Source organism: Streptomyces nojiriensis, assembly GCF_017639205.1.
Taxonomy (GTDB): domain Bacteria; phylum Actinomycetota; class Actinomycetes; order Streptomycetales; family Streptomycetaceae; genus Streptomyces; species Streptomyces nojiriensis.
In genome coordinates this window covers 5817010-5834983 of sequence record NZ_CP071139.1, presented here as the reverse complement: position 1 = coordinate 5834983, position 17974 = coordinate 5817010, and the positions used below count along the sequence as shown (strand labels likewise).

20 protein-coding genes are annotated in these 17974 nt (G+C 72.9%); 7 read left to right on the top strand and 13 right to left on the bottom strand.

The features are described 5' to 3' along the window. The first annotated feature begins 88 nt into the window (after positions 1–88). The gene (locus tag JYK04_RS27340) at positions 89–751 is read left to right on the top strand and encodes an O-methyltransferase (protein WP_030385883.1); all 663 of its coding nucleotides are present in this window, start codon (positions 89–91) and stop codon (positions 749–751) included. A gap of 49 nt (positions 752–800) precedes the next feature. Here the strand turns inward: JYK04_RS27340 and JYK04_RS27335 are convergent, their stop codons facing one another. Further along, positions 801–1418 carry a hypothetical protein gene (locus tag JYK04_RS27335; protein WP_189732759.1) on the bottom strand — a complete coding sequence of 206 codons (618 nt, stop codon included), beginning with the start codon at positions 1416–1418 and terminating at the stop codon, positions 801–803. A gap of 130 nt (positions 1419–1548) precedes the next feature. Further along, complete coding sequence (locus JYK04_RS27330; protein WP_003966491.1) at positions 1549–1716, bottom strand: DUF3117 domain-containing protein; 168 nt, start codon at positions 1714–1716, stop codon at positions 1549–1551. Between the two features lie 333 nt (positions 1717–2049). On the opposite strand from JYK04_RS27330, the gene chcB reads away from it, so the two are divergent. After that, complete coding sequence (chcB, locus tag JYK04_RS27325; RefSeq protein ID WP_189732762.1) at positions 2050–2853, top strand: 2-cyclohexenylcarbonyl CoA isomerase; 804 nt, start codon at positions 2050–2052, stop codon at positions 2851–2853. 34 nt (positions 2854–2887) lie between these two features. Here chcB and JYK04_RS27320 read toward each other — a convergent pair whose 3' ends face one another. After that, a complete protein-coding gene (locus JYK04_RS27320) occupies positions 2888–3466 on the bottom strand; it encodes a DNA-3-methyladenine glycosylase I (RefSeq protein WP_189732764.1) in 579 nt (192 codons plus the stop codon). Beyond that, complete coding sequence (locus JYK04_RS27315; protein ID WP_109781240.1) at positions 3463–3816, bottom strand: DivIVA domain-containing protein; 354 nt, start codon at positions 3814–3816, stop codon at positions 3463–3465. Before JYK04_RS27315 ends, JYK04_RS27320 begins: the two co-directional genes overlap by 4 nt. Before the next feature lie 76 nt (positions 3817–3892). Here JYK04_RS27315 and folP point away from each other — a divergent pair, with 76 nt between their 5' ends. Beyond that, positions 3893–4753, top strand: a complete 861-nt coding sequence (folP, locus tag JYK04_RS27310; RefSeq protein WP_189732766.1) for a dihydropteroate synthase — start codon at positions 3893–3895, stop codon at positions 4751–4753. Positions 4754–4846: 93 nt separating this feature from the next. On the opposite strand, the gene JYK04_RS27305 is transcribed toward folP, so the two are convergent. Both JYK04_RS27305 and dapE read right to left on the bottom strand, forming a co-directional pair. Next, positions 4847–5614 (bottom strand): LOG family protein, encoded by a 768-nt coding sequence (locus JYK04_RS27305; protein ID WP_189732768.1) that lies wholly within the window; start codon positions 5612–5614, stop codon positions 4847–4849. A 64-nt stretch (positions 5615–5678) separates the two neighbouring features. Next, entirely contained in the window at positions 5679–6758 is a 1080-nt protein-coding gene (gene dapE, locus JYK04_RS27300; RefSeq protein ID WP_189732770.1) for a succinyl-diaminopimelate desuccinylase, read from the bottom strand. 87 nt (positions 6759–6845) lie between these two features. Here dapE and JYK04_RS27295 point away from each other — a divergent pair, with 87 nt between their 5' ends. Together JYK04_RS27295 and JYK04_RS27290 are read left to right on the top strand one after the other, a co-directional pair. Beyond that, complete coding sequence (locus JYK04_RS27295) at positions 6846–7823, top strand: hypothetical protein (RefSeq protein WP_229874955.1); 978 nt, start codon at positions 6846–6848, stop codon at positions 7821–7823. A gap of 253 nt (positions 7824–8076) precedes the next feature. Continuing rightward, a complete protein-coding gene (locus JYK04_RS27290; RefSeq protein WP_189732772.1) occupies positions 8077–8436 on the top strand; it encodes an ATP-binding protein in 360 nt (119 codons plus the stop codon). 81 nt (positions 8437–8517) lie between these two features. Here JYK04_RS27290 and dapC read toward each other — a convergent pair whose 3' ends face one another. Both dapC and fdxA read right to left on the bottom strand, forming a co-directional pair. Continuing rightward, positions 8518–9612 (bottom strand): succinyldiaminopimelate transaminase, encoded by a 1095-nt coding sequence (gene dapC / locus JYK04_RS27285; RefSeq protein ID WP_189732774.1) that lies wholly within the window; start codon positions 9610–9612, stop codon positions 8518–8520. A gap of 108 nt (positions 9613–9720) precedes the next feature. Next, the gene (gene fdxA / locus JYK04_RS27280; protein ID WP_030011906.1) at positions 9721–10050 is read right to left on the bottom strand and encodes a ferredoxin; all 330 of its coding nucleotides are present in this window, start codon (positions 10048–10050) and stop codon (positions 9721–9723) included. A gap of 117 nt (positions 10051–10167) precedes the next feature. Between fdxA and JYK04_RS27275 the strand changes: the two genes are divergently transcribed. Both JYK04_RS27275 and JYK04_RS27270 read left to right on the top strand, forming a co-directional pair. Beyond that, entirely contained in the window at positions 10168–11154 is a 987-nt protein-coding gene (locus JYK04_RS27275; protein WP_189732776.1) for a GNAT family N-acetyltransferase, read from the top strand. Then, positions 11151–11945 carry a transglutaminase family protein gene (locus tag JYK04_RS27270; protein ID WP_229874956.1) on the top strand — a complete coding sequence of 265 codons (795 nt, stop codon included), beginning with the start codon at positions 11151–11153 and terminating at the stop codon, positions 11943–11945. The genes JYK04_RS27275 and JYK04_RS27270 overlap by 4 nt, the downstream gene beginning before the upstream one ends. A 369-nt stretch (positions 11946–12314) precedes the next feature. On the opposite strand, the gene JYK04_RS27265 is transcribed toward JYK04_RS27270, so the two are convergent. The 5 genes from JYK04_RS27265 to JYK04_RS27245 form a co-directional block, all read right to left on the bottom strand. Continuing rightward, positions 12315–12932 carry a response regulator transcription factor gene (locus tag JYK04_RS27265; RefSeq protein ID WP_189732780.1) on the bottom strand — a complete coding sequence of 206 codons (618 nt, stop codon included), beginning with the start codon at positions 12930–12932 and terminating at the stop codon, positions 12315–12317. Next, on the bottom strand, positions 12929–14107 hold the full coding sequence (locus JYK04_RS27260) for a sensor histidine kinase (RefSeq protein ID WP_189732782.1): 1179 nt from the start codon (positions 14105–14107) through the stop codon (positions 12929–12931). Before JYK04_RS27260 ends, JYK04_RS27265 begins: the two co-directional genes overlap by 4 nt. Further along, complete coding sequence (locus JYK04_RS27255; RefSeq protein ID WP_189732784.1) at positions 14104–14844, bottom strand: ABC transporter permease; 741 nt, start codon at positions 14842–14844, stop codon at positions 14104–14106. The genes JYK04_RS27260 and JYK04_RS27255 overlap by 4 nt, the downstream gene beginning before the upstream one ends. Further along, the gene (locus tag JYK04_RS27250) at positions 14841–15785 is read right to left on the bottom strand and encodes an ABC transporter ATP-binding protein (protein WP_189732786.1); all 945 of its coding nucleotides are present in this window, start codon (positions 15783–15785) and stop codon (positions 14841–14843) included. The genes JYK04_RS27255 and JYK04_RS27250 overlap by 4 nt, the downstream gene beginning before the upstream one ends. Positions 15786–15935: 150 nt before the next feature. Beyond that, entirely contained in the window at positions 15936–17951 is a 2016-nt protein-coding gene (locus JYK04_RS27245; protein WP_189732788.1) for a peptidoglycan binding domain-containing protein, read from the bottom strand. Positions 17952–17974 lie beyond the last annotated feature (23 nt).

The window sequence follows — 17974 nt, the reverse complement described above, 5'->3', positions numbered from 1 at the left end:
CCGGCACCGTCCCTTCTTATCCCGCCTCCACCCTTCACAACGCCCGGTCCCATCTGCGGGTTCCCGACGTCAACGGATACAGTCACCGTTGCGCCAACTATGGGGACAGGAGAGGGTCATTACCGGCAACCGGCAGACGAGCTGGGCGTTCGCCGACGCGTTTGTCGCCGAGGACGACGCTCTGCGATGGGCCCGCGACCGGTCCAGGGAAGCGGGCCTGAGGTCCGTCTCCCCCGGCACCGGGGCCGCGCTGCGCCTGCTGGCCGCCACCGCGGACGCCAAGGCGGTCGCCGAGATCGGCACCGGAACCGGCGTCTCCGGCATCCACCTGCTGCACGGAATGCGCCCCGACGGGGTCCTGACCACGGTGGATCCCGAAGCGGACCGGCAGGCTTTCGCCCGCCAGGCCTTCCGCGCCGCCGGCTTCGCGGGCAACCGCGCCCGTTTCATCCCCGGCCGCGCCCTCGACGTGCTCCCGCGCCTCGCCGACGGCGGATACGACCTCGTCTTCTGCGACGGGGACCCCTCCGAGTCCCTCGACTACCTCGCCGAATCGTTGCGGCTGCTGCGCCCCGGCGGACTGGTGTGCTTCGAGGGGGTCTTCTCCGACGGCCGCACCGTCGACTCCGCGGCCCAGCCGGTGGAGGTCCTGCGCGTCCGCGAGCTGCTGCGCAGCGTCCGCGAGAGCCCCGCACTGGAGGCCGCGCTGCTCCCGGTGGGCGACGGACTGCTGTGCGCCGTACGCCGCTGAGCCCTTGAACCGTTGAGCCGTTGAGCCGCGGGGCATCGGCCCCGCGGGGTCAGCCGAGGAGCGCGAAGGTGAGGGCCGCGGTGCCGCCCAGCGCGGTGCCCGCGAGGAGCTGGGCCGGGGTGTGCGCCTTCAGCACCAGCCGGGACCAGCCCACGGCTGCGGCCACGAGCACCGCGGGGAGCACCTGGGGCCCGAGGACGAGCAGCAGGATCATCACGGTGCCGCCGGCCACCGACATGTGGATCGAGATCTGCCAGACCACCGTGACCAGCAGCGAGGACACCAGGCCCACCAGCATCGCGACGACCAGCGCGAACACGTCCCGGGGGGCGCCCAGCAGGTGCAGGAGCGCGACCCCGGCGACGACGGAGAGCAGGCTCAGGGCCATCGGGACGACCCGCTGGCGCCGTATGCGGATGTGCTGGTCGGTCAGCGCGCCCCGACGGACGCCGAGGGCGATGATCCCGATCGGGACCACCCCGCAGAAGAGGGCGGCGAACAGGCCCCAGCCGAGCCCGGCCCACGCCGTGGTGCTGTGCCATCCGACGAGCAGGAGCAGCGCGACCACCAGATGGGCCGGGGCCAGCGCGTCGGAGAGGATCCGGGCGGCCTTCTGGCGGGGCGTGCAGTCGGCGAAGGCGGGCGGCGCGGGCGGGGTGAAGGGCACGGCGCGGCTCCGGAGGGCTCGGGTCCAGGGACGACGACACAACGCTGCCCCGGCCGCGGGATCACGGTCGGGGCAGCGCAGAGAATACGGAAAAGCAGAAGGCGGGAGTGCTGTCGGTGTCCCCGTGGGGTCAGCCGACGACCTTCTTCAGGGCGTCACCCAGGGCGTCCGCCTCATCAGGGGTCAGCTCGACGACAAGCCGACCGCCGCCCTCGAGCGGTACGCGCATGACGATGCCCCGCCCCTCCTTGGTGACCTCGAGCGGGCCGTCGCCCGTCCGCGGCTTCATGGCCGCCATGCTCGTTCCCCTTCCTGAAACCAGCTCATCGTCAGCCGACGGCCCCGTTCAGGCGCCTAATACCCGGCATCGAACACATTGCTTCCCAGCCATTATCCCGCATGTCAGGACCCGATGACCAACATCGCAAGGGAACGCTTGGGCAACGCGCTCGACCAAAACCACTCATTTCGGGGATCCGCCTGCGATACTTCGCCGCCGCAACCGGGAAGCGGCATCGGCTTTCTTTGACGCACATCACATGTGCGCGCCACGTCCGGTCCGCCATGCTGACCTTTGTACCGGACAGTACCGACCGGTAGCCAAGCCCGCGACGAAGGGGGACCCCCTGCCATGGCCGACAGCGTGCTCTACGAAGTGACCGACGGACTCGCCACCATCACGATCAACCGCCCGGACGCGATGAACGCGATGAACACCGAGGCCAAGGTCGCCCTGCGCGACGCGGTCCAGGCGGCGGCCGCCGACACCGCCGTACGGGCCGTGCTGCTCACCGCGGCCGGGAACCGGGCCTTCTGCGTGGGCCAGGACCTCAAGGAGCACATCGGGAACCTCGCCTCGGACCGCGAGACCGGCACCTCGCTGACCATGACCACGGTGGCCGACCACTACAACCCCATCGTGCGGGCGCTCACCGAGATGCCGAAGCCCGTGGTGGCCGGTGTGAACGGCGTCGCGGCCGGGGCGGGCTTCGGCTTCGCGCTGGCGGCGGACTTCCGGGTGGTCGCCGACACCGCCTCCTTCAACACCTCGTTCGCCGGGGTGGCGCTGACCGCCGACTCCGGGGTCTCCTGGACCCTCCCCCGGCTGATCGGTGCCTCCCGCGCCTCGGACCTGCTGCTGTTCCCGCGTTCGATCAAGGCCCAGGAGGCGTACGAGCTCGGCATCGTCAACCGCCTGGTGCCCTCGGACTCCCTGCACGCCGAGGCGGAGGCGGTGGCCCGCGCGCTGGCGGCCGGCCCGACGGTCGCGTACGCCGCGCTGAAGGAGTCCCTGGCCTACGGGGCCTCCCACACGCTCTCCGAGGCCCTGGCCCACGAGGACACCCTCCAGACCCGTGCGGGGGCCTCCGAGGACCACTCCATCGCCGTCCAGGCCTTCCTCGCGAAGCAGCCGCCGAAGTACCTGGGCCGCTGAGACACCTCCCGCGATCCGGCCCGGCCCGGCCGGCTCAGGCCGGGTCGCGGGCGACGCAGTCGGCCAGGTGGTCGTTGACCAGCCCGCAGGCCTGCATCAGGGCGTAGGCCGTCGTGGGGCCGACGAAGCGGATGCCGGCCTTCTTCAGCGCCTTGGCGAGGGCGGTGGACTCCGTCGTGACCGCCGGGACCTCGGTGACCGTCAGCGGTGCCGGTCCCGGCTCCTCGGGGGCGTGGGACCAGATCAGGGTGTCCAGCTCGCCCGGCTCCCATCCGGCGAGGACCTTCGCGTTGGCCAGGGTCGCCTCGATCTTGGCCCGGTTGCGGATGATCCCCTCGTCGGCCAGCAGCCGCTCCGCGTCGCGGTCGTCGAACTCCGCGACCGCCGCGATCGAGAAGTCCGCGAAGGCCTTGCGGAAGCCCTCGCGGCGCCGCAGGATCGTGATCCAGGACAGCCCCGACTGGAACGCCTCCAGGCACAGCCGCTCGTAGAGGGCGTCGTCCCCGTGCACCGCACGGCCCCACTCGGTGTCGTGGTAGTCGACGTAGTCCGGCGTGGACAGCCCCCACGGGCAGCGCAGCAGCCCGTCCGCACCCGCCACCGAGCCGCTCACCGCTCACCGCCCTTGCTGAGGTCGACGTGCCCGGGCGCGTCCGACGGGGCGGCGGCGGGCGCCGCGGCGGCCGTCAGCTGCGCGATCCGCGCGTCCCGCTCGGCCAGTTCGGCCGCGAGCCGCTCCAGTACGTCGTCCACCTCGGCCATGCGGTACCCGCGCGGGGCGACCGGCAGCCGCAGCGCGTCGATGTCGGCCCGTACGACGGGCCGGGTCTCCGGCAGCCCGTCCGCGACCCGGTCCGGCTCCGCTTCCGGCAGGACGGCCTCCGAACCGCCGCCGATCACCGCCAGGGTGACCGCTGCCACGACCACGACCAGCGCGATCATCAAGAAGAAGAACACGATCAACTCCCCTGAGAGACTCCGGCCACCAGGTTAAGGTCGCAGGCGAGGCGCAAGGGCCGCCGAAGGAGGAAAGAGCAGGATGCTGCGACTGGGCAGGCGCGAGTTCGACACCCACGAGCCGGTGATCATGGCCATCGTGAACCGGACGCCGGACTCCTTCTACGACCAGGGCGCGACGTTCCGCGACGAGCCGGCGCTGGACCGGGTCGAGCACGCGATCGCCGAGGGCGCGGCGATCATCGACATCGGCGGGGTCAAGGCGGGCCCCGGCGAGCACGTGGACGCGGCCGAGGAGGCACGGCGCACGGTCGGCTTCGTGGCCGAGGTCCGGCGCCGCCACCCCGACGTGGTGATCAGCGTGGACACCTGGCGGCACGAGGTCGGCGAGGCCGTGTGCGAAGCCGGGGCCGACGTCCTGAACGACGCCTGGGGCGGGGTGGACCCCAAGCTCGCGGAGATCGCCGCGCGTTACGGCGCGGGCCTGGTCTGCACCCACGCGGGCGGTGTGCAGCCGCGCACCCGGCCGCACCGGATCGCGTACGAGGACGTCATGGAGGACGTGCTGCGCGTGACGGTCGGGCTGGCGGAGCGGGCGGCGGCGCTGGGCGTCCGCCGCGACGCGATCATGATCGACCCCGGACACGACTTCGGGAAGAACACCCGGCACTCGCTGGAGGCCACGCGCCGGCTGGACGAGATGACGGCGACGGGCTGGCCGGTCCTGGTCTCCCTGTCCAACAAGGACTTCGTCGGCGAGACCCTCGACAAGCCGGTCAAGGAACGCCTGCTGGGCACCTTGGCCACGACCGCCGTCTCGGCGTGGCTGGGCGCACAGGTCTACCGCGTCCACGAGGTGGCGGAGACCCGGCAGATCCTGGACATGGTCCGGTCCATCCAGGGCCACCGCCCCCCGGCCGTCGCCCGCCGCGGCCTCGCCTGACGTCCCGACGGCCGGAGCTCGCCTGACACGCCCGTACCGGGTCGGGCCCGGGGCCGGGTCGGGCCCGGGCCGCACAGGGCCCGGGCCCGGGGCCTACTTGCCGACTTCCTTCGTCACCAGCGCAATGGCCTCGTCCACGTCGTCGGTGACGTGGAACAGGTAGAGGTCCTTCTCCGAGGCCTTGCCCTGGGCGATCACGGTGCCGCGCAGCCAGTCGATCAGGCCGCTCCAGTACTCCGTGCCGAACAGCACGATCGGGAAGCGGGTGATCTTCTGGGTCTGGACCAGGGTCAGCGCCTCGAACAGCTCGTCCAGCGTGCCCAGGCCGCCCGGCAGGACGACGAAGCCCTGGCTGTACTTCACGAACATCGTCTTGCGGACGAAGAAGTACCGGAAGTTCAGGCCGAGATCGACGTGCTGGTTGAGCCCCTGCTCGAAGGGGAGCTCGATGCCGAGGCCGACCGAGACGCCGTTCGCCTCGCGGGCGCCCTTGTTGGCCGCCTCCATGGCCCCCGGACCGCCGCCGGTGATCACCGCGAAGCCGGCCTCGACCAGCGCGCTGCCGATCCGCACGCCCGCGTCGTACTCGGGCGAGCCCTCCGGCGTACGGGCCGATCCGAACACGCTGATCGCGGGCGGCAGCTCGGCGAGCGTGCCGAAGCCCTCGATGAACTCCGACTGGATGCGCAGGACCCGCCAGGGATCGGTGTGCACCCACTCGGAGGGCCCCGCCGAGTCCAGCAGCCGCTGGTCCGTCGTACTGCCCGCCTGCACCTGGCTCCGCCTCCTCAGCACCGGCCCGAGCTGCTGCTCCTCGGGCCGACGACGAGCGGAACCCTCGGGACTGCCGTGGTTGCCCATGCTGTGCTCCCTCCTGCTGATCGTTGGATCAGGGTAGGCGCACAAAGGTGACGAGAAGCGGAATTCAGGAGGTCAGCCAGGCGCGGAGTCGTTCCTCGCAGTGCAGGATCGCCTTCGTCTCGACGCGTTCGTCGACCTTGTGCGCCAGCAGGGCGTCGCCCGGGCCGTAGTTGACCGCCGGGACCCCGAGGGCGCTGAAGCGGGAGACGTCCGTCCAGCCGAACTTGGGCATGGCGCGGCCGCCGACCGCCTCCATGAAGGCCTCGGCGGCCGGGTGGGAGAGGCCCGGGAGGGCGCCGGGCGAGGAGTCGTCGACCACGAACTCGGCGATGTCGCAGTCCGCGAACACCTCCCGTACGTGGGCCAGCGCCTCGGCCTCGCTCCGGTCCGGGGCGTAGCGGAAGTTCACGGTCACCGTGCACGCGTCGGGGATGACGTTGTTGGCGACGCCGCCCTCGATGCGGACCGCGTTGAGGCCCTCGTGGTACTCCAGGCCGTCGATGACCGGCTTGCGGGGCTCGTAGGCCGCGAGGCGGGCGAGGATCGGGCTCGCCGAGTGGATGGCGTTGGAGCCCATCCAGCTGCGGGCGGAGTGCGCGCGCTCGCCGGCGGTGCGGAGCAGGACGCGCAGGGTGCCCTGGCAGCCGCCCTCGACCTCGGCGTTCGAGGGTTCCAGCAGGACCGCGAAGTCGCCCGTCAGCCAGTCGGGGTGGGCTTCGGCGACCTTGCCGAGGCCGTTGAGGTCGGCGGCGACCTCCTCCTGGTCGTAGAAGACGAAGGTGAGGTCCCGGTTCGGCTCGGGCACGGTCGCGGCGATGCGCAGCTGCACGGCGACACCGGACTTCATGTCGGTGGTGCCGCAGCCCCACAGCACGTCGTTCTCGTCGAGGCGGGAGGGGACGTTGTCGGCGATCGGCACGGTGTCGAGGTGGCCGGCCAGTACGACGCGCTCGGCGCGGCCGAGGTCCGTGCGGGCGACGACGTTGTTGCCGAAGCGGTCCACGGTGAGGTGCGCCAGGCCGCGCAACGCGTGTTCCACGAGGTCGGCGAGTACCTTCTCGTCGCCGCTCACGGACGGAATGTCGACGAGCCGGGCGGTCAGCTCGGCGGCGTCCAGGGTGAGGTCCAGCTCGGATTCGGACATGGAACTGACCCTAACGCCCCGGGATGCGGCGAAGCCTCGTACGTCCGGCCGGTGGACGCGTCATATGCCTCAAGTACGGTGGGCCGCGTGTCCGAGACCCGTGATCCCCGTCCTCGTCGCCGCCGGCTGGTCCGGGCGGCGGTCGGCATGCTCGTTCTCCTCGCGGTGATCGGGTACTTCGCCGTGCAGCACGATTCGAACGGTGGCGGCGGTGCCCCGTTCTGCGTGGCCAGCGCGGATCCGGTCGGGGGGGAGGAAACCTCCGAAACGTACGAGATGTCGCCGGAGCAGGCGGCCAACGCGGCGACGATAGCCGCCGTCGGCGTCGCCAAGGGCCTGCCGGACCGGGCGGTGACCATCGCGCTGGCGACCGCCATGCAGGAGTCCGCGCTGCGCAATCTCGATCACGGCGACCGGGACTCGCTGGGCCTCTTCCAGCAGCGGCCGTCGATGGGCTGGGGCACGCCGGCGCAGATCACGGACCCGGTCTACTCGGCCGGGATCTTCTACGACCACCTCGTCGACGTGCCGGGGTACTCGCGCCTGCCGCTGACGGTGGCCGCGCAGAAGGTGCAGCGCAGCGGTTTCCCGCAGGCGTACGCGAAGCACGAGCCCGACGCGATCGTGCTGACGGCGGCCTTCGCCGGCGGCGGCACCCTCAACTGCGGCGGGCCCGCGCCCACCGGGCCGGGCGACCCGGAGAAGGTACGGGCCGACCTGGTCCGGATCTTCGGCAAGGACGGCACGCACACCATGTCCCCGCAGGGCGGCCAGGCCGGCCGGAACACCGGCGGCGGGCAGGCCGCCCCGGAGGCCGAGGTCACCGTGACGGAGAAGAAGAACGGCGGCGAGGACGCGACGCGCCGCAGCCGGGCGATGGCCCACTGGGCGGTGGCCAACTCGAAGGCGATGGGCATCTCCCGGGTGTCGTACGGCCGGCACGGCTGGATCGCCGGCAAGGACCGGGGACGGTGGCAGGACAAGGGATCCACGGGGACGAAGGACGGCGTCAAGGACCCCCACTACGCGGGGCCGGGCGAGGTACGGATCTTCATGGCCCGCTGATCCGCTCCGATGCGGGGCACGCGTCGGGGGCGCCCGGGCTCACGTGCGAGCGATCACTCCTGCGGGGGGATCCGTGTAGCGGGCCACGGATGCCCGATCAGGACGGAATCCCTGGTCGGCGCGCATCCAATGCGCTTTTCGCGGAAGCCGATTAAACGATGCGTTACCGATCCTTTACCCACCGGCACCGCAACTCCACCCGCCCCGGGAGCGGTTAGCACGGCGTACTCAGCCGCTACCGCTTAGGAGCAACATGTCTCTCCCCCTGACCCGTCGGATCGCCCGTGCCGCGCTGCTGATCGCAGCCGGGGCAGCGCCCGTGGTCGGTGCGGCCGGCGCGGCCAGCGCCGCCGGTCTGGAGTCCGTGCCGCAGCTGGGCCAGCTCACCGCCACCGACACCGCCGCGACGGCGGACGCGGCCACGGACGCCGCCGACAGCGCCACCAAGGCCCTCCCGGCCCCCGCCGCCGACGTGGCAGGTACCGCGCAGGGCCTGCTCGGCGGACTGCCCGCGACGCAGGAGCTGCCGGTGTCCTCCCTGCCGACGTCCTCGCTGCCGACCTCCGGTGTCCTGCCGGGCGGGCTGCCCGGTGGCCTGCCGCTGGGCGGCTGACGCCTCGGGAACGAACCGCCGAGGGGGCCGGGAGTGCGAACTCCCGGCCCCCTCGGGCGTTGCCGTCGTGAAATCCGGCCGTCAGCCGAGGCGCTTGACCGCCGCCTCGACCCGCTCGTCGGTGGCGGTGAAGGCGACGCGCACGAACCGTGCGCCCGCCTCGCCGTAGAAGTCGCCCGGCGCGACCAGGATGCCCAGGCCCGCGAGGTGGGCGACGGTGTCCCAGCAGGGCTCGTCGCGGGTCACCCACAGGTACAGGCTCGCCTCGCTGTGCTCGACCCGGAAGCCGTGCGCCTCCAGCGCCGTACGCAGCGCCGCGCGGCGGGCCGCGTAGCGCTCGCGCTGCTCCTCGACGTGGGTGTCGTCGCCGAGCGCGGCGACCGTGGCCGCCTGCACCGGGGCGGGGGTCATCATGCCGCCGTGCTTGCGGATCTCCAGCAGCTCGCCGAGCACGTCCGCGTCACCGGCGACGAAGGCCGCCCGGTAGCCCGCCAGGTTGGAGCGCTTGGAGAGGGAGTGGACGGCGACGATGCCCTCGTACGAGCCGCCGCAGACGTCGTCGTGGAGGACGGAGACGGGCTCGGCCTCCCAGCCCAGTTCCAGGTAGCACTCGTCGCTGAAGAGCAGGATCCCGTGCTCGCGCGCCCAGGCCACGATGCGGACGAGGTCCTCCTTGGCGAGGACCTTGCCGGTGGGGTTCGACGGGGAGTTGAGCCACAGCAGCTTCACACCGGCCGGGTCGAGCTCGGTCGGGTCGTCGTAGACGACCGCTTCGGCGCCGCACAGCCGCGCGCCGACCTCGTAGGTGGGGTAGGCGAGCCGCGGGTAGGCGACCTTGTCCCCGGCGCCCAGGCCCAGCTGGGTCGGCAGCCAGGCCACCAGCTCCTTGGAGCCGACGACCGGCAGGACGTTGCGGTGTTCGGCGGCGCTCGCGCCGAGGCGGCCGCGCACCCAGCCGGTGATCGCGTCGCGCAGGGCGACGGTGCCCCACACGGTCGGGTAGCCCGGGGAGTCGGCGGCCTCGATCAGGGCGCGCTGGATCAGCTGCGGGACCGGGTCCACGGGCGTGCCGACCGACAGGTCGACGATGCCGTCCGCGTGGGCCGCCGCCGTGGCCTTGTAGGGCTCCAGCTTGTCCCAGGGGAAGGCGGGAAGACGGTCGGATACTGCGGCCACGGTGGTCTCTGCTCTCTCTGAGTGCTGGTGGGTACGGGTGCCGGAAACACGTCGGTCCCGTGCGGCGGGAAGGCCGTACGGGACCGAGGGGCGCGTCTGCCTGAAAGGTCAGTGCTCGCCGTTGATACCGGCGGGCAGCGCCGCGACGAAGGGGTGGTCGCGCTCGATCAGGCCCAGCTTGGAGGCACCACCGGGCGAACCGAGCTCGTCGAAGAACTCGACGTTCGCCTTGTAGTAGTCCTTCCACTCCTCCGGGGTGTCGTCCTCGTAGAAGATGGCCTCGACCGGGCAGACCGGCTCACACGCACCACAGTCGACGCACTCGTCCGGGTGGATGTACAAGGACCGCTGGCCCTCGTAGATGCAGTCGACGGGGCACTCTTCGATGCATGCCTTGTCCTTGACGTCGACACAAGGCTCCGCGATGACGTAGGTCACGCTCTCGTTCCTCCTCGGTAGGGCTTTCCATATCGCGCGGGAGCGCGGCGTCGTCGATGCCCGCACCTAGTATCTCCGTTCCCGGGCACGATCCGAACAGGAGGGGCGGACAGAGCTGTGGAAATCACTGCCGGTGGACTGCTGGAGGTCCGTATTACCCCGGCTGACGTGGGTAAACGAGTCTCTGTACGACGGGTGGAGGCCGTAGTGAGCGGATCACCCGAGTTCACGGACACGGTCGGGGTTCTCACATCCTGGGACCAGGGTGTGCTGCTGATCACAAAGAAGGACGGGCAATCCGTCCGCATCTCGGAATCCTCGCTGGTGGCGGGCAAGATCGTGCCTCCGGCGCCGGCCCGGCGGCGGGGTCCCGCGGCCTCCTTCGAGGAGCTCTCGCGGGTCGCCGCGCGGGCCTGGCAGCCGCTGGAGAGCGAGCGGCTGGGCGGGTGGACGCTGCGGGCGGCCGCCGGATTCACCCGGCGGGCCAATTCCGTGCTGCCGCTCGGCGACCCGGGCATACCGCTGGACGATGCACTCGCGCGAGTGACCTCCTGGTACGCGGAGCGGTCGCTTCCGGCCTATGTGCAGGTCGCGACGGGGGCCGCCGGCACCCAGGAGATGCTCGGCGCGGAGCTGGAGCGGCGCGGCTGGGTGAACGAGGTGTCGGCGGAGGTACGGATCGGGGCGCTGGCGCCGGTGGCCGACGTGGACGCGCCCGCGGTCGGGGACGTACACCTGACCCGGGTCCCGGACGGGGAGTGGCTCGGGCGCTACGGGAAGGTGAGCGACCCGGACCTGGCCCGGCGGATGCTGGTGGAAGGGCCGTCGGTGTGGTTCGCGGCGCTGCCCGGGGGCCGGGCCATCGGGCGCTGCGTGGTCGACGGGCGGTGGGCGGGCTTCGCGGCGGTGACCGTGGACCCCGCGCACCGGCGGGAGGGCCTGGCGACGGCGGTGATGGCCGCGCTGGCCCGGCGGGCGCTGGAGGAGGGCGCGTCGGCGGCGTGGCTGCAGGTCGAGACGGACAATCCGGGGGCGCTGGCGCTGTACGACGGGCTGGGCTTCGCGACGCACCACGCGTACCACCACTACCGGGCGGCCTCGTGAGTTCCGCGGCCTGGCGGGAGCAGTTCGCGGCCGAGGCCCGGGCGGAACGGCCCGACCTGGCGCTGCTGTGCCTGCTGCTGGCCACCGAAGGGGACCCGGAGCTGGACGAACGCGCCATGGACTGGGCGCAGATCGAGCTGGACCGGCTGGCCGGGATGCTGCCGTACGGGCTGCGCGGCGGGCGGGCGTGGGCGAACGCGGTGACGGAACTGCTGGGCGGGCGCCTCGGGTTCCACGGCACCCCGGCGGACTACGACCGGCTGTCGTCCTCGCTGCTGCACGAGGTGCTGAGGCGGCGGCGCGGGCTGCCGATCCTGCTGTCGGTGGTGTGGCTGGAGGTGGCCCGCCGGGCCGGGGCGCCGGTGTACGGGCTGGGGCTGCCGGGGCACTTCGTGGTGGGCTTCGGGGACCCGGAGGAGGGCGTGGTGGTGGACCCCTTCGCGGGTGGCGCGTCCCTGGGCACCGGGCCGGCGGAGCTGGCTTCGGGGCCGCGTGAGCCCGCCCGGACGCTGGACATCGTGCAGCGGATCCTGGCGAACATCCGGGCCTGGGCCTCGGCCCGCCCGGAGCAGTCGGGGGTGGCCCTGTGGGCGGTGGAGCTGTCGCTGCTGCTGCCGTCGCATCCGGCGGCGCTGCGGTACGAGCGGGCGCGGCTGCTGGTGGAGCGGGGCTCCTTCCAGGAGGGGGCGGCCGAGCTCGACGCGTACGCCGGGGTGGTCTCCGCGGTGGACGCCGACGCGGCGGCCCGCATCCGCGCGGAAGCCGTCTCGGCCCGCGCCCTCCTGAACTGACCGGGCCTCCGCCCCGCGCCTCCCGGCCTCGTCGGCGCCTCCAGGCTCGCCTGGGCCACATCCAGCCCCGCCGACACTTCCAGGCTCGCCCAGGCCACATTCAGCCCCTCCGGCGTTTGAGGAGCGGGGTCTGGGGCGGCGCCCCAGGAAACCCGGCTCCGCCGGGCACCGGGCTCCGCCCGGACCCGCGCCTCAAACGCCGGCGAGGCTGGAAGTGGCCCCGGCGAAGCCGGAGTGCGGCCCGCGAGGCTGGGTGGGTCCAACGAGGCTGGGGGCGGCCGGCGAGGCTGGGTTTGGCCCGGCCAAGCTGAAGTGCGGCCGGCGGGGCCGGGTTGGCCCGGGTCTCGAACCCCGGCGGGGCGGCAAAGGCTAGAGCCAGCCCTTTTCGCGGGCTGTGCGCACGGCTTCGGCGCGGTTGCGGGCCGCCAGTTTCTGGATCGCCGTGGAGAGGTAGTTGCGGACCGTGCCCTGGGACAGGTGGAGCCGCGCCGCGAGTTCCGCGTTGGTCGCGCCGCTCTCCGCCTCCCGCAGGACCTCCCGTTCGCGGTCCGTCAGCGGGTTCGCGCCCTCCGCGAGGGCGGCCGCGGCCAGGGTGGGGTCGATGACGCGCTCCCCCTGGAGGACCTTGCGCACGGCGGCCGCCAGCTGCGCGGCCGGGGCGTCCTTGACCAGGAAGGCGGAGGCTCCGGCCTCCATCGCGCCGCGGAGGTAGCCGGGGCGGCCGAAGGTGGTCAGGATGACGATCCGCAGGTCGGGGAGTTCGGCGCGCAGGGCGGCGGCCGCCTCGATGCCCGTCATGCCCGGCATCTCGATGTCCAGCAGGGCCACGTTCACGTCGTGCGCGCGGGCCGCCGCCAGCACCTCGTCGCCGCGGGCCACCTGGACCCGTACCTCGATGTCGGGTTCCAGGCCGAGCAGCGCGGCGAGGGCCTCGCGGACCATCGACTGGTCCTCCGCCAGGAGGATGCGGATGGGACGTGAGGTCATGTGCTCGATCCTAGGGGGACGCGGGCGGTGAGGGCGAAGCCGGTCCGGCCTGCGGCGCCCGCCGACAGGGTTCCGCCGAGGGCCTCCAGACGTTCCGTCAGGCCGGTCAGGCCGTTGCCGGGGCCGCCCTGGACGCCGCTCGTGCCGTCGTCCGTGACGGTCAGTTCCAGTACCGGCCCGTCGAGGGTCTGGCTGGTCTCCAGCGTGACCCGGCAGCGCTTCGCGCCGCTGTGCCGCACCACGTTCGTCACCGCTTCGCGCAGGGACCAGGCCAGGGCCGATTCCGCCGCCTCCGGAAGGTCGTCGGCCGGGGGCGCCGGGAGGTCGGCCAGGACGCCCGCCGCGGCCAGGGCCGTGCGTGCGCCCGCGAGTTCGCCGGGGAGGGTGGGCCGCCGGTAGCCGCTCACCGCTTCGCGTACGTCGACCAGCGCCTGCCGGCTGACCTGCTCGATGTCGGCGACCTGCTGGGCGGCCGCCTCCGGCTGCCCGGGCAGCATCCGGCCCGCCAGCTCGCTCTTCAGCGTGATCAGCGACAGCGAGTGCCCCAGCAGGTCGTGCAGGTCCCGGGCCATCCGCAGCCGCTCCTCGTTGGCCGCGAGCTGGGCCACGGTGGCCCGGGCCTCGCGCAGCTCCATCGTGGTGCGGATCATCGCCCGGACCCCGGCCATGGCGAATCCGCCCATCAGGGCCGGGATCAGCAGGCCCGCCAGGTAGGCGGTGCCGTCCGGGACCGCGTTCGCCGTGACCGCCAGCAGGGCGGTGGTGACGAGGACGGTCCAGCGGGCGTACCGGGGCGGCAGCGCGGCTCCGGAGGAGATGGCCACGTAGACGAAGAGGACGAGCCATTCGCGGCCCAGGGCCAGCGACAGGACCATGGCCTCGGCGGCGAGCACCGCCAGGGAGAACAGCACCCGGCGGACCGGCATCGGGTGGGCGGTGCGGAAGACCAGCACCAGGTACCAGGCGACGAAGACCGCGAGGCCCAGGCCGGCGAGCACCCGGGCCGCGGGGCCGTGCCCGCCGTCGGCCAGGTCGGCGACGGGGGCGCTCAGGTAGAAGAGCCAGACGCTGATCCAGAGCGCCTTCACCATCTTCTGATGACGGTTCTCGGGCTGTTTGGCGATCTCGGGGAAGTCCCGGTCCTCGTCTTCCTTCGTCAGCGCCACGGGTTTCATGCCTTCAGTGAGTCCTTGCGGTACAGCCAGGCGGCCGCACCGGTGAACAGTACGAAGTAGACCGCGAGGAGCGCCACGTCCCCGGCCCGGGGCGCGCCGCCGAGCTCGATGGCCTGGCCGAGGCCCGCGTAGGCGTGGGTGGGGAGCCACTCGCAGATGTTCTGGAGCCACTGCGGGAAGTTCGCGGTGGGCATCCACAGGCCGCCGAGGATCGACAGGGAGAAGTAGACGAGCATCGTGATGGGGCGGACGTTGTCCCCGCTCGCCAGGTAGCCGAGGGCGACGCCGAGCGCCGCGAAGACCAGGCTGCCGGCCCAGATGGAGCCGGTGAGGGCGAGCCACTGCCAGGCGTCGAACCGTACGCCCTTCACGGCGGCCGCCACCGCGAAGACGACCAGGATGGCGGGGAGCGAGAGCACGCCGGCGCCCGCGGTCTTGGCGAGGACGTAGCCGCGGCCGGGGAGGGCCGTGAGGCGCAGCTGGCGGACCCAGCCCTTCTCCCGTTCCTTGGCGATGCGTTCGCTGTTGCCCATCAGGACGGCGGTCAGGGCGCCGAAGGAGGCCATGGCGACCATGTAGAAGGCGGGCATGGTCAGTTCGGTGCCCATGACCTTGGTGGTGCCGTCGAGGGTTCCGCCGAGCATCAGGAACAGCGCGGCCGGGTACATGATCGTGAAGAAGAGGTACTTCTTGTTCCGCAGGGCGCGGACGATCTCCAGCTTGATCAGGGCGTTCACTGGGTGGCCTCCTCGGCCTCGGTGAGAGCGATGAAGGCCTGTTCCAGGCCGAGGCCCGCGACCTCCAGATTGCGGGGGTACAGACCGAGTCCGTACACGGCGTGGACGGTGGCGTCGGCGTCGCGGGACTGGATGCGCACGGTGTCGCCGTGGTGCTCGAAGGCCGTCAGGAAGGGCAGCGCGCGCAGCTGCTCGATGTCGGTGCCGACGGCGGCGGGCAGGTCGAAGGAGATCTTCCGGGCCCCGGCCTTGGCCTTGATCTCGGCGGCGGTGCCGTCCGCGAGGAGCCGGCCCTTGCTGAGCACCAGGACCCGGTCGGCGATCGCGTCGGCCTCTTCCAGGTAGTGGGTGGCGAAGAGGACGGTGCGGCCCTGGTCGGCCTGTTCCCGCATGGTGGCCCAGAAGGACTGGCGGGCGGTGACGTCCATGCCGGTGGTCGGCTCGTCGAGCACGATCAGGTCGTTGTGGCCGGCCGTGGCGAGCGCGAAGCGCACGCGCTGTTCCTGGCCGCCGGAGAGCTTGTCGACCCGGCGGTCGGCGATCTTGTCGATGCCGGCCCGGGAGAGCACCTTGTCGACCGGGTGCGGCCGCGGGTGCAGGGCGCAGCCGAGCGCGACGATCTCCCGTACGGTCACCTCCTCCATCAGGCCGCCGCTCTGCAGCATCGCGCCGACCCGGCCGGCGGCGACGGCCTCGCGCGGGGTGGTGCCGAAGATCCGGACGGAGCCGGAGTCGGCGGGGCGCAGGCCCAGGAGGAGGTCGAGGGTGGAGGACTTGCCGGCGCCGTTGGGGCCGAGGAGCGCGACGGTCTCGCCCGGGTGGAGCGTGAGGGAGAGGCCGTCGACCGCCCGGACCGTGCCGTAGCTCTTGGTCACGTTCTCGAAGCTGACCACGCTGTCGGTGGTGGGCTTCGCGGTGCGTGTCGCGGTCGTCGTCGTCATGGGTAGAGATTCGCCCGTACGGGGTCCCGCGCGGCAGTGTCGGGCGTCGTGTGTGCCGGATGACGGATGTCATGCGGCGGACATGACGGTGCCCCCGCCCGGGGTACGGGCGGGGGCACCGGTCGGCCGGTCCGGACGGGACGGGACGGACTAGCTCGGGTTGGTGTCGACGACCACGGTGCGTTCGGCCGTGGTCTTGCCGCGCAGGGCCTTGCCGAGGGCGCCGGCGATGTCCTGGGGGGTGACGGCCGTCTTCTCGCCGGTGCCGCGGGTGATCAGGATCCCGTCGAAGGTGTTCCCGTAGGTCGCCTTGAGCGCCTCCAGGTCGAACTTCTCGGTCAGGCGGCCGTCGACGGGCTGCATGCTCAGGATCTTGGGCAGGGACCGGGCGCCGAAGGCGATGGACTTGGTGCCCACCTTGACGGTGGCGTTCGCGGACATCGCGGGCTCGGCGAACTCCTTCATGGCCCGGTCCAGTTCGGCCTGGCCGATGGCCGGCGCCTTGGTGGTGGTCGGCAGTTCGGCCACGGCCGCCTTGCCGGTGGCGACCTGGTCCTTGAAGGTCTTGGCCACCAGCTGGACGGAGGCGTCCACGTCGAGGGTGGTGCCGGGGGTGCCGGGGACGGCGACGGCCTTGCCGGTGTCGAACTTGATCGTTCCCTCGGTGGCCGTACCGGAGGTGCCCGCGAGCTCCTGCAGCGCGACCTGGAGCTTCTCCTCGTCGGTCGGCATCACGGGGTCGGCGACCCGCTCGTTGCCGAGGAGCGAGCCGATGACCGTGATCGGGTTGTAGTCGCTGCCGGCCGCGTTGCGGACGGTGGTCTGGGCGTCCAGCGTCAGGCCGGCCTTCTCGGGCTTCAGCTCGACCGGCTTGCCGCCGACGCTGAGCTGGATCGGGGCGGCGGCGCGGGTGCCGAAGGCGGTCTGGAGCTTGGAGACGGCCTCGTCGCGGCTGCCGCTGATGTCGACGCCGAGGACGGTGGTGCCCTTGGGGACGTCGGAGTGGTTCAGGAGCAGCCCGGCGCCGTAGGCCACGCCGATGAGGGCGATGACACCGCCGCCGAGCAGGACCAGCTTGGAGCGGCCCTTCTTGGCCGGCTTGCCGGTGGCCTTGGGCTGCGCGGCCGCGGGGCGGGGGGCGGCCGGCGCGGGGGCCGGTACCGGGGTGGGCAGCGGGCCGTCCAGCTCGGGGCCGGGCCACTGCGGGGCCTCGTCGAAGGCGGCCGCGCCGGCCGGGCCGCCGACGGGGCCGGTGCCGAAGCCGGGGCCGCCGGTGGGTCCGGCGGGGCCGCCGCCGTAGGCCGGGAACGCCTCGGTGACGGGGCCGGTGTCGTCCTGGTCGCCCCCGTACGCGGGGAAGCCCTGGGTCGTCCCGACGCCCGGGCCGCCGGGCATCGGGGCCGTGGGGGCGGGTGCGGAGGCCTGGGCGAAGCCCTGGCTGTAGTCCGGGACCACGGGCGGCGGCGTGGTGCGCGGCGGCGCGAAGGCGGCGTCCGGTCCGGGCACCGGCGGGGCCTGGGTGCGCTGCGGCGGGGCGAATCCCCCGCCCGGCATGGCCGGCGGCGTGGGCGCCGGAGTCGGCGTCGGGGACGGCGTCCGGGTGGGCAACGGCCGCTGCGCGAGCGGCGGGGCGGCCGCCGCCGGCGGCATCCGGTCCGCGGCGGGAGCGGGCGCGGGGGCCGGGGCCGGGTTGGCCGACTTGCGGGGGGCGAACCAGTTGCTGGCCGGCTCCTCGGCCTCGGCCGCCGGGGCGGGCGCGGGCGCGTCGGCCGGCTCCGGGGCGGCCTCGATGCGGGTCGGCTGCGGTCCGCGCCGCTGCGCGAGCGGCGGCGGGGAGGCCTGCTCGGGGGTGGGCTCCGGTCCGGTCCGCTCGCCGGCGCCGGCCGAGCCGGAGCCGTTGCCCATCGCCTTGCGCACGACCACCGGCGGGATCGGCCGCGAACCCGGGATGTTGATCCGGATCCGGGTCGTCAGGGTGGTCTCGGTCTTGGGCCCGTCGGAATCGGGCGTGGACGGCTTCGAGGTCACAGCGTTCTCCTCCGGAGCGGTCGCCGCAGCGTCCGTGGACGGGTACTGGCCGGTTCCGTACGGCGGTGTACCCGAGGGGTAAGCGGCTCCACCGTGCCCCTTGGGCCCGGAGGACGAACTGTCGGTTTCACGACTCAAGGCAGGTTCTCCCGGTTGGCTCC

Coding starts and splice junctions, on each gene's coding strand:
- JYK04_RS27330 (WP_003966491.1), bottom strand. CDS start 1,716: ATGGCGGCCATGAAGCCGCGGACGGGCGACGGCCCGCTCGAGGTCACC.
- chcB (WP_189732762.1), top strand. CDS start 2,050: ATGGCCGACAGCGTGCTCTACGAAGTGACCGACGGACTCGCCACCATC.
- folP (WP_189732766.1), top strand. CDS start 3,893: ATGCTGCGACTGGGCAGGCGCGAGTTCGACACCCACGAGCCGGTGATC.
- JYK04_RS27305 (WP_189732768.1), bottom strand. CDS start 5,614: ATGGGCAACCACGGCAGTCCCGAGGGTTCCGCTCGTCGTCGGCCCGAG.
- dapE (WP_189732770.1), bottom strand. CDS start 6,758: ATGTCCGAATCCGAGCTGGACCTCACCCTGGACGCCGCCGAGCTGACC.
- JYK04_RS27290 (WP_189732772.1), top strand. CDS start 8,077: ATGTCTCTCCCCCTGACCCGTCGGATCGCCCGTGCCGCGCTGCTGATC.
- JYK04_RS27265 (WP_189732780.1), bottom strand. CDS start 12,932: ATGACCTCACGTCCCATCCGCATCCTCCTGGCGGAGGACCAGTCGATG.
- JYK04_RS27260 (WP_189732782.1), bottom strand. CDS start 14,107: ATGAAACCCGTGGCGCTGACGAAGGAAGACGAGGACCGGGACTTCCCC.
- JYK04_RS27250 (WP_189732786.1), bottom strand. CDS start 15,785: ATGACGACGACGACCGCGACACGCACCGCGAAGCCCACCACCGACAGC.